The organism is Parafannyhessea umbonata, from assembly GCF_900111255.1.
In the GTDB taxonomy this organism is placed as follows: Bacteria; Actinomycetota; Coriobacteriia; order Coriobacteriales; family Atopobiaceae; genus Olsenella_J; species Olsenella_J umbonata_A.
Map to the genome: position 1 here is coordinate 230,385 of NZ_FOGP01000003.1, position 13,896 is coordinate 244,280.

Below are 13,896 nucleotides of genomic sequence, written 5' to 3' on the forward strand. Positions count from 1 at the left end.
CGCCCAGCAGTTATTGGCAGTCAGACACGCCGACACCGCACAAGCATATGCATGCAAAAAGGGTCCGGCCTCAAGAGGTCGGACCCTTTGCTAGCGACTCAGATGAACCCCCAGGAGCTACTCGGCGTCCTGATCGTCCTCCTCGCTCTTCTCAACCTGGCTCAGCAGGTCGTGGAGAGAGCCGAGGTCCTCGTTGATAATTGCGGAGTCGGTCTCGGGTTCGGCGGAACCGCCGCCGATGAGCTCGTCCTCGTCATAGTTGTGCTTTGCGGGAGCCGCAGAGCCAAGCATGATGTCGTTGTCCGCGTCAGGCGAGAAGACCATGTTGAGGAGCTGCGAGAGATCCTCGGAGTCGGCCTCGTCCTCATCGGGCTCGAGGATGTAGAGCAGGTTGCGGGCCTCAAGGCCGTCACGAAGCTCCTCAATGGCCTTCGCACCGATGCCGTCGATGCGCAGGAGGTCATCCTCGGTCTTGCCAATGAGGTCGCCCACAGTCTCGATGCCGACCTCGCTGAACTTGTTGGTCCAGCGCTGTGACACGCCAAGGTCATCGAAGAGGTAGAGCTTCGCGTCCTCGGAAGACAGCGTGCGGCCGTTCTTGGAGTAGACGCCGCCGTAGTTGTAGTCGTCGCCAATCCAATCAAGCTGCTTGGGAAGCTGCTCCTCGACGCCCTTGAGGGTCTCGGGAGCCCACTCGGGAAGCGACTTGGCGTTCGGAGAGGTCGGACCATCGATGGGCACGCCATGGTAGGTCAGCTGGACATCGTCGTACGCCTTGAGACCAGTGCCTGCGGGGATCTTCTTGCCCACGATGACGTTGGACTTGAGGTCAAGCAGGTGGTCGACCTCGCCCTTGATGGCAGACTCGGTGAGGACGCCAGCGGTACGGATGAACGAAGCGCTAGAGAGCCAGGAGTCGATGGAGCTTGCGACCTTGAGCGTACCAAGGATGACGGGCTCGGCCTCGGGAGGCGTGCCTCCCGCGAGGGCGATGTTGTGAACGGTCTCGGCAAAAACATAGCGGTCGACGTACTGGCCAAGAAGGTACGTGGAGTCACCGGGGTTGGTGACCTGGACGCGACGGAGCATCTGACGCGCGATGACCTCAATGTGCTTGTCGTTCAGATCGACGCCCTGAGACGTGTAGACGTCCTTGACGGACTCGACGAAGGTGTGCATCGTCGACTCGATGTCGGTGAGCGTGCGCAGCTTGCGGAAGTTGACGAAGCCACGGGTGATCTGGTCGCCGGCGCGGACCTCGCACTGATCCTCGATGCCCGGCATGAAGCGGGCAGATGCGGGGACGCGCCACTCGGAGAGGATCCTGGTGTGGTCGTCGGCGTCGAGGATGCGAAGCAGGTACTCAGTCTGCTCGGGCGTGATGGAAAGGACGCCGCTGTACATGGCGAGGTCAGCCTCACGGCCGAGGATCTTCTCGTTGACGTTGCCGACGACGTCGAACATACGGGCAACGGTCGGCAGACCCTGCGTAATATCGTCAGCGCCCGCGACGCCGCCGGAGTGAATCGTACGCATCGTAAGCTGGGTACCAGGCTCGCCGATGGACTGTGCAGCGATGATGCCGACGGAGGTTCCGATGTTGACGGGACGACGCGTGGAGAGGTCCCAGCCATAGCACTTCTGGCAGACGCCGTACTTGGACTTGCAGGTAAGCAGAGCACGGAGCTGGACCTTCTTCAGGCCGGCGTCAACCATGGCACGGAGCTGATCGGTGTTCTCGACGTAGCCGTCCTTGGCGACGATGACCTCACCGGTCTGCGGGTTGACGATGTCGTCAAGCGCGCAGCGGCCAACAAGGTCGGCGTCGACGTCAGACTCGCCCGGCTTGATGAGGTCGTAGGTGACGGCCTCGTCGGTGCCGCAGTCCTCCTCGCGGACGATGACGTCCTGGGCAACGTCGACGAGACGACGGGTAAGGTAACCGGAGTCAGACGTGTGCGATGCGGTATCGACCAGGCCCTTACGCGCACCGTAGGTGGAGATGAAGTACTCCAGGGGCTGGAGGCCCTCACGGAAGTTCGCCTTAATGGGAAGGTCGATCGTATCGCCGGACATGTCAGCCATAAGGCCACGCATGCCTGCAATCTGACGAAGCTGCGTCTTGGAGCCACGGGCGCCGGAGTCGGCCATCATGTAAATGGGGTTATCCTCGGCGAAGCCGGCAAGCATCTCGGAAGAGAGAACGTCGGTGCACTCGGTCCAGGCGTTAACGACCTCGACGTGGCGCTCCTGCTCGGACAGGAAACCGTCCTCGTAGTACTCGTTGATGGAGTCGACCTTCTTCTGGGCCTCCTCGAGAATCATGGGCTTGTCCTCGGGGATGACCGCATCCCAGACGGAAATGGTCAGGCCGGCGCGCGTGGCGTAGTGGAAGCCGTTGTGCTTGATGGCGTCCAGAATCGGCTCGACCTCGGCCAGCTTGTAGCGGTCGCAGCAGTCATTGACGAGCTTGGAGATGTCGCCCTTGACCATCTTGTAGTTCATGTACGGATAGTCAACGGGCAGGCACTGGCGGTTGAATATGACGCGGCCGATAGTCGTCTCGAAGCGCACGGCGCCGTCGGTGACGTCGTAGTCGACGACCTCGCCCCAGCTGGTGCGGGTACGGAAGATCTTCTTGTCGCCCTCGACCAGGTTGGCGTCCTTAGAGGAAACGCGCACGACAATCTTAGCCTGGATATCAAGGTTGTTGCGGCAGTCATAGGCGTTCATTGCGTCCTCGAAGCTGGCAAAGACGCGACCCTCGCCCTGGACGCCGTCCTTCTCCATGGTGAGGAAGTACACGCCGAAGACCATGTCCTGGGAAGGAACGGTGAGAACCTTACCCGACGCAGGAGAGCGCAGGTTGTTGCTCGAGAGCATCAGCACGCGGGCCTCGGTCTGCGCCTGCGTGGACAGGGGCACGTGGACGGACATCTGGTCGCCGTCGAAGTCTGCGTTGAAGGGTGCGCAGACCAGCGGGTGCAGGTGGATTGCCTTGCCCTCGACAAGAACCGGCTCGAATGCCTGGATGGACAGGCGGTGCAGGGTAGGTGCACGGTTGAGAAGAACCAGGCGCCCCTTGATGACCTCATCGAGAACATCCCAGACAACGGCCGCAGAGCGCTCGATGGCACGCTTTGCACCCTTGATGTTCTCAACCTTGCCGAGCTCGACAAGACGACGCATGACGAAGGGCTTGAAGAGCTCGAGCGCCATGGTGGAAGGAAGACCGCACTGGTGGAGCTTGAGCTGAGGGTCGACGACGATGACCGAACGACCGGAGTAGTCGACACGCTTGCCAAGCAGGTTCTGGCGGAAGCGGCCCTGCTTGCCCTTGAGGGCCTCGGCGAGGGACTTCAGGGGGCGGCCACCACGGCCGGTGACGGGGCGGCCACGTCGACCGTTGTCGAAGAGGGCGTCAACGGACTCCTGAAGCATGCGCTTCTCGTTGTTGACGATGATCGCCGGAGCGTCGAGGTCGAGCAGGCGCTTGAGGCGGTTGTTGCGGTTGATGACGCGACGATAGAGGTCGTTAAGGTCAGAAGCCGCGAAACGGCCGCCGTCGAGCTGGACCATAGGACGCAGGTCGGGCGGAATGACGGGGATGACGTCGAGGATCATGTTCGCAGGATCGTTGCCACCCTTCAGGAAGGCGTCGACGATCTCGAGGCGCTTGACCGCGCGTTCCTTCTTCTGCTTCTGGGCGTCGTCGGAGGCGACGATGGCACGGAGCTCATCGGCCTCGGCACCGAGGTCAACGTGGCGCAGGAGCTCGCGGACGGCCTCGGCACCCATGCCACCCTTGAAGTAGATGGCATAGTAGCGCTTCATCTCGCTGAAGAGAGCCTCGTCGGAGATGAGCTCACGAGCCTCGAGCTGCATGAACTTGTCGTAGGCGTCCTGGCGGAGCTGCTTCTCCTCGTCGTACTCCTCCTTGAGGTCGACGATGCCGCGACGGATCTCGTCGGCAGAGAGGGGCTCGATGTCGCCGAACTCGTCGCCACCATCGGTCTCGCCCTGAGCCTTGAGGCGCTCGATCTCGTCCTCGCACTCGGCGTCAAGCTCCTCGAGGTCGGCGGCGAGCTCCTCCTTGAGCTCGTCGGCGTCGGCCTCACGGCCTTCGGCGTCAACCTCGGTGATGACGTAGCTTGCGAAGTAGAGAACCTTCTCGAGGTCCTTGCTCTTCATGTCGAGCAGGCGAGCGAGCGGGAAGGTCGCCGGGCTCTTGAAGTACCAGATGTGGGAGACGGGGGCCGCAAGCTCGATGTGACCCATGCGCTCGCGACGAACTTTGGCGCTCGTCACCTCGACGCCGCAGCGCTCGCAGACGATGCCCTTGAAACGGATGCCCTTGTACTTGCCGCAGGCACACTCCCAGTCCTTGACAGGTCCGAAGATCTTCTCGCAGAACAGGCCGTCCTTCTCGGGCTTGAGCGTACGGTAGTTGATGGTCTCGGGCTTCTTGACCTCGCCGTGGGACCAGCTGCGAATCTCATCTGCGGAGGCGAGCGAGATCTTTATCGCGTCGAAATCTGTGGTATCGAAATCTGCCACGTTCGCTACTCCTTATCGTTGGTGGTGTCGCCGACGAGGGCCTCATCGCTCTCGCCGAGATCGGCAGCAAGGCCGCCAATCAGGTCGTCGGCGCTGTCCGCGCCTGCGAAGACGTCGACGGAGTTCTCGTCGACAGTCTCCTGGACCGCCTTGGTGGTGTCCTCGGCCTTCCTGTAGGAGATGGGCTCGATGTTGAGCGCGAGGGAGCGAATCTCCTTGACGAGAACCTTGAAGGACTCGGGGATGCCGGGGTTCGGGACGTTCTCGCCCTTGACGATGGACTCGTAGGTCTTGACGCGGCCGTTGGTATCGTCGGACTTGACCGTCATGAGCTCGTGCAGGACGTTTGCGGCACCATACGCGTACAGTGCCCAAACCTCCATCTCGCCGAAGCGCTGGCCGCCGAACTGAGCCTTGCCGCCCAGCGGCTGCTGGGTAACCAGGGAGTAAGGGCCAGTCGAGCGAGCGTGGATCTTGTCGTCGACCATGTGGCCGAGCTTCAGGATGTAGGACGTACCGACGGTAATGGGACTCTGGAACTTCTCACCCGTGCGACCGTCGTAGAGCGTGGTCTTGCCGACCTCGTTGAGCTGGGGGACGAACTCCTCGTTCATGTGGTCGCCATAGAGGCGCCTGGCCTTGTTCATGAGGTTGATGTTGGTGCGACGGAGGGCCTCTGCGACCTCCTTGTCGGTGGCGCCGTCAAGGACCGGCGTAGCGACGTACATCGGGCCGTCGACAACCTTGTCGGAGTCAGCGGACTCGGTGTCGTAGCCGTGACTGGCGGCCCATCCAAGGTGGCACTCCATGAGCTGGCCGACGTTCATACGAGAAGGAACACCCAAGGGGTCGAGAAGGACGTCGACGGGCGTACCATCGGCCATGTAGGGCATGTCCTCGACAGGAAGGACGTTGCAGACGACGCCCTTGTTGCCGTGGCGGCCGGCAATCTTGTCGCCCTGCTGGATCTTACGACGTTGGGCGACGAAGACGCGGACGAGCTCGTTGACTCCAGGCGGCAGGTCGTCTCCAGCCTCGCGGCTGAAACGGACGACGTCGACGACGCGGCCGTAGGCGCCGTGCGGCATCTTGAGGGAGGTGTCGCGAACGTCGTGGGCCTTGGCGCCGAAGATGGCGCGAAGCAGGCGCTCCTCGGCGGTCAGAGCGGTCTCGCCCTTGGGCGTGACCTTGCCGACGAGAATGTCGCCAGGGCCGACCTCCGCGCCGATGCGGATGACGCCGTCGTCGTCGAGGTTGGCAAGCATCTCCTCGGACTGGTTGGGAACCTCGCGGGTGATCTCCTCGGGACCAAGCTTGGTGTCACGGGCATCGATCTCGTGACGGGAGATGTTGACGGAGGTCAAGAGGTCATCCTGAACGACGCGCTCAGAAACGATGATGCCGTCCTCGTAGTTGTAGCCCTCCCACGGCATGTAGGCCACGGTCAGGTTGGTGCCAAGCGCGAGCTCGCCCTCGTCCACGGAGGTGCCGTCGGTAAGGGGCTCGCCCTTCTCGACCTTCTGGCCGACGTAGACGACAGGACGGTGGTTGATGCATGTGCTCTGGTTGGAGCGCTCGTACTTGGGGAGGTCGTAGCGATCGACGCCCTCGGGAGAGTCAACCACGACGTGGGCGGCGTCGACCTCGACAACGGTACCCGCGTGCTGGGCGACGATGAGCTCGCCGGAATCGTGCGCAGCAGCCTTCTCGAGGCCGGTGCCGACGTAGGGGGCGTGCGGCCTGATCAGAGGCACTGCCTGACGCTGCATGTTTGCGCCCATGAGCGTACGCTTTGCGTCGTCGTGCTCAAGGAACGGAATGAGGTTAGCCGCGACGGAGAGAAGCTGGCGCGGGGAGACGTCCATGTAGTCGATCGTCGACACGGGAACGTCTGCAGGCGCACCGAAAGAGCCGTCAAAGTTGCGCGTACGGGCGACGACGGTCTCGGGGTTGTAGATGTTGCCATGGGCGTCGACGGCGATGAACTTCTTCGTCTTCGGGTCGTAGGTGGTGTTCGCCGGCGCGATGACGTGGTTCTCCTCCTCGTCGGCCGTCATCCAATCGATGTCGTCGGTGACGACGCCATCGACGACGCGACGGTACGGCGACTCGATGAAGCCGTAGTCGTTCACGTGAGCGTAGAGCGCGAGCGAGCCAATGAGGCCGATGTTCGGGCCCTCGGGGGTCTCGATTGGGCACATACGGGCGTAGTGCGAGTTGTGGACGTCGCGGACCGCCGTCGGGACGTTGGTACGACGGCTGGAGCCGGACTTGTGGCCGGCAAGGCCGCCAGGTCCGAGGGCAGACAGGCGACGCTTGTGCGTGAGACCCGCCAGCGGGTTGGACTGGTCCATGAACTGGGACAGCTGCGAGGAGCCGTAGAACTCCTTGATCGCAGCAACAATCGGCCTGATGTTGATCAGGGACTGCGGCGTGATGTCGTCGACGTCCTGAGAGGCCATACGCTCGCGGATGACGCGCTCCATGCGGCTCATGCCGATGCGGAACTGGTTCTGGACGAGCTCGCCGACGGTGCGCACGCGACGGTTGCCGAAGTGGTCGATGTCGTCGAACTTCTTGGTGGAGTCACCGGCGTGAAGGGCGAGGAGGTAACGCAGGGCGGTGATGATGTCCTCTGCGGTGAGGACCTTCTCCTGCGCGTCCACGTCAAGACCGAGCTTCTTGTTGATCTTGTAGCGACCGACGCGAGCGAGGTCATAGCGCTGGTGGTTGAAGTAAAGGCCCTCAAGCAGCGAGCGAGCGGAATCCACGGTGGGAGGCTCGCCGGGACGCTGACGGCGATAGATCTCGATGAGGGCGTCCTCACGGGTGGTGGCGACGTCACGCTCGAGCGTCGAGCGCACGATGTCAGAATCGCCGAGGAGGTTCATGATCTCGTCGTCGGACTCAGCGATGCCAAGGGCGCGAAGCAGCAGCGTCGCGCTCTGGCGACGCTTACGGTCGATGGAGACGACCAGGTGGCCGTGCTTGTCGACCTCGAACTCGAGCCATGCGCCACGGGCAGGAATGAACTGCACGCGCTGGACCTCGATGCCGTTGTCGAGCTCGGTGGAGAAGTACACGCCAGGCGAGCGGACGAGCTGGGAGACGACGACGCGCTCGGTGCCGTTGATGATGAAGGTGCCGCGGTCGGTCATGAGCGGGAAGTCGCCCATGAAGACCAGCTGCTCCTTGATTTCACCAGTCTCCTTGTTGACGAAGCGAACGTCAACGAAGAGCGGCGCCTGGTAGGAAATGTCCTTGGCGCGGCACTCGGCAATAGAGTTGGGGGCATCACCAAACTGATGCTCGCCAAAGGAGACCTCCATGGTCCCGGCAGAGTTCTCGATGGGGGAGAACTCACCAAAGGACTCGGCGAGGCCCTCGGTCATGAAGCGTTCGAACGACTCCTTCTGTACAGAGATGAGGTTGGGCAGCTCCATCGCACTTGGAATCTTGCCGAAGCTAACGCGCTTGCGCTGCTTCTGCTGTGCGGTTTGGGAAGACTTTGCGGTAGGCACCAGGCACTTCCTCCTTCGACTTGATAAAAAAGCGGCAGTTGTCGCAATCTAATAACTTAACGAAGTTGCACATCTAGGTCAATAATATAGTCTTGACATCTGGACCACTATTTATTAGCCGGGAACTTTAGGCCATTTACCTGCGATGATAATTCTTCATTTATGGATTCGGTGTGTTGCTTCACAAGTCCGATATTTGCCATTCAGCCGGCGGGCCGAAGCGAAACGGCTACGGCCCGCATAAAATTGTTGATGGGGGGGGGACTTAGGCGTTCCACATCAAGTCACCCCCCCTGCCCTCGAGCTAACAAAAAAGGGTCGAACCTTGCGGTTCGACCCCAGGTGCGACAAGTCGCGGAGTTATCGTTAGCTGAATTTACTTCAGGGTAACGGTAGCGCCGGCCTCCTCGAGCTGAGCCTTGGCAGCCTCGGCGTCCTCCTTCTTGGCACCCTCGATGAGGACCTTGGGAGCGCCCTCGACGGCCTCCTTGGCCTCCTTGAGACCAAGGGAGGTGAGGGAACGGACGACCTTGATGACGGCGATCTTGTTGTCGCCGAAAGCGGTCAGCTCGACGTCGAAGTTGGTCTTCTCCTCGGCAGCAGCAGCGCCAGCAGCAGGAGCAGCAGCGGCAACGGCAACGGGAGCAGCAGCGGAGACGCCGAAGACGTCCTCCAGCTCGTGAACGAGCTCGGAAAGCTCGAGGGCGGGCATCTCCTTGAGGGCCTCGATGATCTCATCCTTGGTGCAAGCCATGTGATTTCTCCTTTTGTAGTGGGCGCATCGTGCGCCCAACAGCTTTTAACTTAGGTGCCGCTCACGCGGCAGGTAAAACAACGTGCGACGAAGTACGCGTCTTACGCGGCCTTCTGGTCTGCGACCGCCTGAAGGGCAGTAGCGAGGCCCCTTGCAGGACCAGCGAGAACCTGAGCGATACCGGACAGCGGGCTGCCGATAACGTACACGAGCTTGGCCATGAGCTCCTCGCGGCTGGGCAGGTCGGCGTAAGCCTTCGCGTCCTCAGCAGTGAGAGCCTTGCCATCAGCGATAGCACCGATCCACTCGATCTTCTCGAATGCCTCGGCCTTCTCCTTGATGACCTTAGCGGCCTCGACGGGATCGTTCTCGTAGAAGACGTAAGCCACGGTGCCGTTGAGGCCATCAACCTCAGGCATCTCTGCGTTCTTGAGGGCGATCTTCACAATGTTGTTCTTGTAAACCTTCATGTGAGCGCCAGCCTCACGCAGACCGCGACGAAGCTCCTGAGTCTCCTTAACGGAGAGGCCGCGATAGTCGATGAAGAAGACACCCTTGGAGTTCTCCAGGGACTCAGCGACCTTTGCGAGCATGTCGACATTCTTGGAATTGGGCATGTAGTACACCTCCTTGCTATTTATGACTCGGGCACGAGCCGCCGACGCGGCGGGCCTTCGCATAAAAACGGACCCCGCTTGGCGCAGCCAAAGCAGGGTCCAAGAAAATCAATTCCAAGACCACCTCGGCAGGCGGATTTCTCCTTTAAGCCACATGGGCACCGGCTGTCTTTGGCAGCGGACGTGCGTTTTGCACTTGCTGCATGCGTAAACATGCAGCAAGAATTATTGACCGACCAGGTTTCTGCGTCAAGCGAGAAGGACGCTCTTCTCTCCTTGCACACAAACCCGTGCCGTACAACATCACCTGAGCTGACCGCAGACAAAAAACCGGGCCGGCTGATGCCGACCCGGTAGAACGAACTACAGCGTCCTTGGCTTACGCCAGGAAGTCGCGGGTGATTGCAGAGTCAACCTTGACGCCGGGGCCCATCGTGGAGGACAGGCAGATGGACTTGACGTAGCGACCCTTAGCAGAAGAGGGCTTGACGCGCAGGATCTCAGTGTAAAGAGCCGCGTAGTTCTCGACGAGCTGCTCGGTGCTGAAGGAGACGCGACCCATGGGAACGTGGCAGATGCCATAGCGGTCGGCGCGATACTCGACACGGCCGGCCTTGAGCTCCTTGACCATCTTCTCGACGTCCATGGTGACGGTGCCGAGCTTGGGGTTCGGCATCAGGCCACGGGGGCCGAGAACGCGACCGAGGCGGCCAACCTTGCCCATCATGTTCGGGGTAGCGATGACAGCGTCGAAGTTGATGTTGCCAGCCTGGATGTCAGCCAGAAGGTCGTCGGAGCCAACGATGTCGGCGCCAGCGGCCTCAGCCTCGCGAGCCTTGTCGCCCTCGGCGAAGACGGCGACGCGCACCTCCTTACCGGTGCCGTTGGGCAGCGAGATGGAGCCGCGGACGTTCTGGTCGGCCTTGCGGGTGTCGACACCAAGGCGAATGGAGACCTCAACGGTCTCGTCGAACTTAGCGGAGGAGAGCTCCTTGACGAGAGCCATGGCCTCCTTCGGCGTGTATGCCTTGGTCTTGTCGTACTTGGCAACAGAGTTGTTGTAGTTCTTTCCGTGCTTCGCCATTATGATACCTCCTGTGGTAAGCGGGCGGCGTGGCCCTCCCACGTAGTTGGCGGATCCCTCCGCCGGTTAGCAAACCAGCGCAGCGGTTGCCCGCTGCGCATGAAACTATAGTTACTCGGCGATGGTGACGCCCATGGAGCGAGCGGTGCCCGCAACGATCTTCTTGGCAGCCTCGATGTCGTTGGCGTTGAGGTCCGGCATCTTGATCTCGGCGATCTTGGTGAGCTGCTCGTCGGTCAGCTGTCCGACCTTGTCGCGCTGGGGAACGCCAGAGCCACTCTTGATGCCAAGCTCCTTGAGGATCAGACGAGCCGCGGGAGGGGTCTTGGTGACAAAGTCGAAGGAGCGGTCCTCGTAGACGCTGATCTCGACAGGAATGATGTCGCCAGCCTTGTCCTGCGTGGCAGCATTGAATGCCTGGCAGAACTGCATGATGTTGACCTGAGCGGCACCGAGGGCGGGGCCGACGGGAGGAGCGGGGTTTGCCTGACCGGCAGGAATCTGGAGCTTAATGAAATGAACAACGTTCTTTGCGGCCATGTTGTGCCTCCTGTTGTTAGTTCTCGTAGATGCTATCTAGTACCGAGCTCCGAGAAGCAATCCTCACCGATAACGGATGCCCGGCCGTAGTGTTTAGACGATGACGGTCACCTGGTCGAGAGTGAGCTCGACCGGAGTCTCACGACCGAAGATCGTGAGCATGACCTTGACCTTGCCAGCCTCCGCATTGACCTCGGATACGGTGCCGTCGAAGTCAGCCAAAGGACCAGAGACGACCTTGATGGTCTGGCCGACCTCAAGATCAGTGGTGGTCGTGGTGTGCTTGTGAGCCTCAGCTCCCCTACCGTTCGTGCGACGCATGATCTTGTTGAACTCAGAGCGACGAAGCGGCGACGGGGTGCCGTCGACGCCCACGAAACCCGTAACGCCGGCGGTGTTGCGGACAACGGTCCAAGTGTCGTCGTTGAGCTCCATGCGAACCAGGACGTAGCCCGGGAAGACCTTGCTCTCCTTGGTCTCGCGCTTGCCGCCATCCTTGATCTCGGTGACCTCCTCGGTCGGAATCTGGATGTCGACGATCTTGTCGGCCATGCCAAATGTCTCGATGCGGTGCTCGAGGTCGGTCTTGACCTTGTTCTCGTAACCCGAGTAGGTGTGTACAACGTACCAACGCTTGGCCATGACTTATCCCCTCAGACCGGTGAAGCCCACGAGAAGGGCGACGAATCCGGTGTCGACAAGCCACACCGCGATGCCGCAGACGATCAGCATGGCGATGACGGCTACCGAATAGTTCTTGAGCTCGGGCTTGCTAGGCCAAACGACGCGGTGCATCTCACCGCGAACATCGCCCAAATACGCACCGAGGCGCCCGAAGAGACCGCCCTTGCCTTCCTTCTTGGCCTTGGAGGCCTTGTTGGCCTTCGCGGCGGGCTGGGCAACGGACTCGCTCTTCTGGGCCTTCTTGGGCTTGGAAGAGTCAGTCGTGGCGTTAGAGGTTGCCTGCTTTGCCTCAAGCTCGGCACGCTCGGCGGCACGCGCCTGGCGCGCGCTCCTCTTCTGTCGCTCCCTCTTTGCCATCTGCTCGTACCTCCTGGACAATGTCCCTCTTCATAGAAACCGGCTAACCCCCGAGGGGATAGCCGGTGGTGTAATCTGGCACGCCAGGTAGGACTTGAACCCACAACAGCCGGTTTTGGAGACCGGTGCTCTACCAATTGAACTACTGGCGTGTAATGACTCCTATTTTAGCGAGTCTCCCTGTGAAGGGTGTGCTTGTGGCACCACGGGCAGTACTTCTTGAGCTCCATGCGGTCGGGCGTGTTGCTCTTGTTCTTATCCGTGGTGTAATTGCGACGCTTGCACTCGGTGCATGCGAGGGTAACCTGTGTACGCATTGATCCTCCTGTTGATAGTCGCCGCCGATAGGATTCTTCGATGGCGACGCGAAGAGATACGCTATCAGTTCGCGCTTATCCCTGTCAACTATAACGCGGCTTTCCCGGCCACCTCGACAAAACCACCAAATGTGACAGACCGAGCAGCGGGAAGCATACTCACAAAAATAGCCCGGTGCCCTCTTTGAAGGCACCGGGCCTAACAAGCAAACCTAGCTAGGAAGCTATTTTACTCGACGATCGTGGAAACACGGCCATCGCCGACGGTGTGGCCACCCTCGCGGATTGCGAACTTGAGGCCCTGCTCCATAGCGATGGGATGGATGAGCTCGCAGGTAACGGTGATGTGGTCACCAGGCATAGCCATCTCGACCTTGCCGCCGTTGGCATCGGTGAGCTCCTGGATGTCGCCAGTCACGTCAGTGGTGCGGAAGTAGAACTGGGGACGGTAGCCAGAGAAGAACGGCGTGTGACGGCCACCCTCCTCCTTGGTGAGGACGTAAATCTCGCCGGTGAACTTCTTGTGCGGCGTGACCGAGCCGGGCTTGCAGAGAACCTGGCCGCGCTGGATGTCCTCGCGCTTGATGCCACGGAGGAGGATACCGACGTTATCGCCAGCCTCGCAGAAGTCCATGGTCTTGCGGAACATCTCGATGCCGGTAGCAACGGTGGACTGGGTGTCCTTGATGCCGACGATCTCGACGGTGTCGTTGAGGTTGAGCTGGCCACGCTCGACACGGCCGGTAGCAACGGTACCACGGCCAGAGATGGTCATGACGTCCTCGATAGCCATCAGGAACGGCTTCTCGTTGTCACGGGCAGGCGTGGGGATGTAGGAGTCGACGGTCTTCATGAGCTCGAGGACGGAGTCAACCCACTTCTGCTCGCCGTTGAGGGCGCCGAGAGCGGAACCACGGACGATGGGAAGGTCGTCGCCGGGGAAATCGTACTCGGAGAGGAGGTCACGGGTCTCCATCTCGACGAGGTCGATGAGCTCGTCGTCGTCAACCATGTCGCACTTGTTCAGGAAGACGATGATGTAGGGGACGCCGACCTGACGTGCGAGGAGGATGTGCTCACGAGTCTGAGCCATCGGGCCGTCGGTAGCAGCGATAACGAGGATTGCGCCATCCATCTGAGCAGCGCCAGAAATCATGTTCTTGACGTAGTCAGCGTGGCCGGGGCAGTCGACGTGAGCGTAGTGACGCTCCCAGGTCTCGTACTCGACGTGAGCGACAGAAATGGTAATACCACGCTGACGCTCCTCGGGAGCCTTGTCGATGTTCTCGAATGCGGTGAAGTCTGCCTTGCAGCCCTCAGCCTCAGAGAGAACCTTGGTGATTGCAGCGGTAAGGGTGGTCTTGCCGTGGTCGACGTGACCAATCGTACCGATGTTTACGTGCGGCTTGCTACGATCGAATTTCTCCTTGGCCATGCCGTCCTCCTTTTGAAAACAACCTTTTGG

At 60.9% G+C, this 13,896-nt stretch carries 10 protein-coding genes, 1 tRNA gene and 1 other annotated feature; all 11 genes read right to left on the bottom strand.

Annotation, left to right across the window (positions count from 1 at the left end; translation table 11 throughout):
* Positions 1–117: 117 nt before the first annotated feature.
* Positions 118–4,557 carry a DNA-directed RNA polymerase subunit beta' gene (locus tag BMY31_RS05420; protein WP_091008976.1) on the bottom strand — a complete coding sequence of 1,480 codons (4,440 nt, stop codon included), beginning with the start codon at positions 4,555–4,557 and terminating at the stop codon, positions 118–120.
* 5 nt (positions 4,558–4,562) lie between these two features.
* A complete protein-coding gene (gene rpoB, locus BMY31_RS05425) occupies positions 4,563–8,078 on the bottom strand; it encodes a DNA-directed RNA polymerase subunit beta (RefSeq protein ID WP_078687441.1) in 3,516 nt (1,171 codons plus the stop codon).
* A gap of 376 nt (positions 8,079–8,454) precedes the next feature.
* Positions 8,455–8,832, bottom strand: coding sequence for a 50S ribosomal protein L7/L12 (gene rplL, locus BMY31_RS05430; protein ID WP_078687440.1), 378 nt, complete (start codon positions 8,830–8,832; stop codon positions 8,455–8,457).
* 101 nt (positions 8,833–8,933) lie between these two features.
* Positions 8,934–9,449, bottom strand: a complete 516-nt coding sequence (gene rplJ, locus BMY31_RS05435; RefSeq protein WP_078687439.1) for a 50S ribosomal protein L10 — start codon at positions 9,447–9,449, stop codon at positions 8,934–8,936.
* Positions 9,450–9,504: 55 nt separating this feature from the next.
* Positions 9,505–9,642 (bottom strand) — a sequence feature (ribosomal protein L10 leader region).
* A 186-nt stretch (positions 9,643–9,828) separates the two neighbouring features.
* On the bottom strand, positions 9,829–10,533 hold the full coding sequence (rplA, locus tag BMY31_RS05440) for a 50S ribosomal protein L1 (protein WP_078687438.1): 705 nt from the start codon (positions 10,531–10,533) through the stop codon (positions 9,829–9,831).
* Between the two features lie 111 nt (positions 10,534–10,644).
* Positions 10,645–11,073: a 50S ribosomal protein L11 gene (gene rplK / locus BMY31_RS05445; RefSeq protein WP_078687437.1), complete on the bottom strand. Its 429-nt coding sequence runs from the start codon at positions 11,071–11,073 to the stop codon at positions 10,645–10,647.
* A gap of 93 nt (positions 11,074–11,166) precedes the next feature.
* Positions 11,167–11,715, bottom strand: coding sequence for a transcription termination/antitermination protein NusG (nusG, locus tag BMY31_RS05450; RefSeq protein ID WP_078687436.1), 549 nt, complete (start codon positions 11,713–11,715; stop codon positions 11,167–11,169).
* A 3-nt stretch (positions 11,716–11,718) separates the two neighbouring features.
* The gene (gene secE, locus BMY31_RS05455) at positions 11,719–12,114 is read right to left on the bottom strand and encodes a preprotein translocase subunit SecE (RefSeq protein ID WP_078687435.1); all 396 of its coding nucleotides are present in this window, start codon (positions 12,112–12,114) and stop codon (positions 11,719–11,721) included.
* Between the two features lie 76 nt (positions 12,115–12,190).
* Positions 12,191–12,266, bottom strand: a tRNA-Trp gene (locus tag BMY31_RS05460).
* A 15-nt stretch (positions 12,267–12,281) separates the two neighbouring features.
* Positions 12,282–12,431 (bottom strand): 50S ribosomal protein L33, encoded by a 150-nt coding sequence (rpmG, locus tag BMY31_RS05465; RefSeq protein ID WP_078687434.1) that lies wholly within the window; start codon positions 12,429–12,431, stop codon positions 12,282–12,284.
* A 229-nt stretch (positions 12,432–12,660) separates the two neighbouring features.
* Positions 12,661–13,866 (bottom strand): elongation factor Tu, encoded by a 1,206-nt coding sequence (gene tuf, locus BMY31_RS05470; protein WP_091008978.1) that lies wholly within the window; start codon positions 13,864–13,866, stop codon positions 12,661–12,663.
* Positions 13,867–13,896: the final 30 nt, after the last annotated feature.

Coding starts and splice junctions, on each gene's coding strand:
- rplL (WP_078687440.1), bottom strand. CDS start 8,832: ATGGCTTGCACCAAGGATGAGATCATCGAGGCCCTCAAGGAGATGCCC.
- rplJ (WP_078687439.1), bottom strand. CDS start 9,449: ATGCCCAATTCCAAGAATGTCGACATGCTCGCAAAGGTCGCTGAGTCC.
- rplA (WP_078687438.1), bottom strand. CDS start 10,533: ATGGCGAAGCACGGAAAGAACTACAACAACTCTGTTGCCAAGTACGAC.
- rplK (WP_078687437.1), bottom strand. CDS start 11,073: ATGGCCGCAAAGAACGTTGTTCATTTCATTAAGCTCCAGATTCCTGCC.
- nusG (WP_078687436.1), bottom strand. CDS start 11,715: ATGGCCAAGCGTTGGTACGTTGTACACACCTACTCGGGTTACGAGAAC.
- secE (WP_078687435.1), bottom strand. CDS start 12,114: ATGGCAAAGAGGGAGCGACAGAAGAGGAGCGCGCGCCAGGCGCGTGCC.
- rpmG (WP_078687434.1), bottom strand. CDS start 12,431: ATGCGTACACAGGTTACCCTCGCATGCACCGAGTGCAAGCGTCGCAAT.
- tuf (WP_091008978.1), bottom strand. CDS start 13,866: ATGGCCAAGGAGAAATTCGATCGTAGCAAGCCGCACGTAAACATCGGT.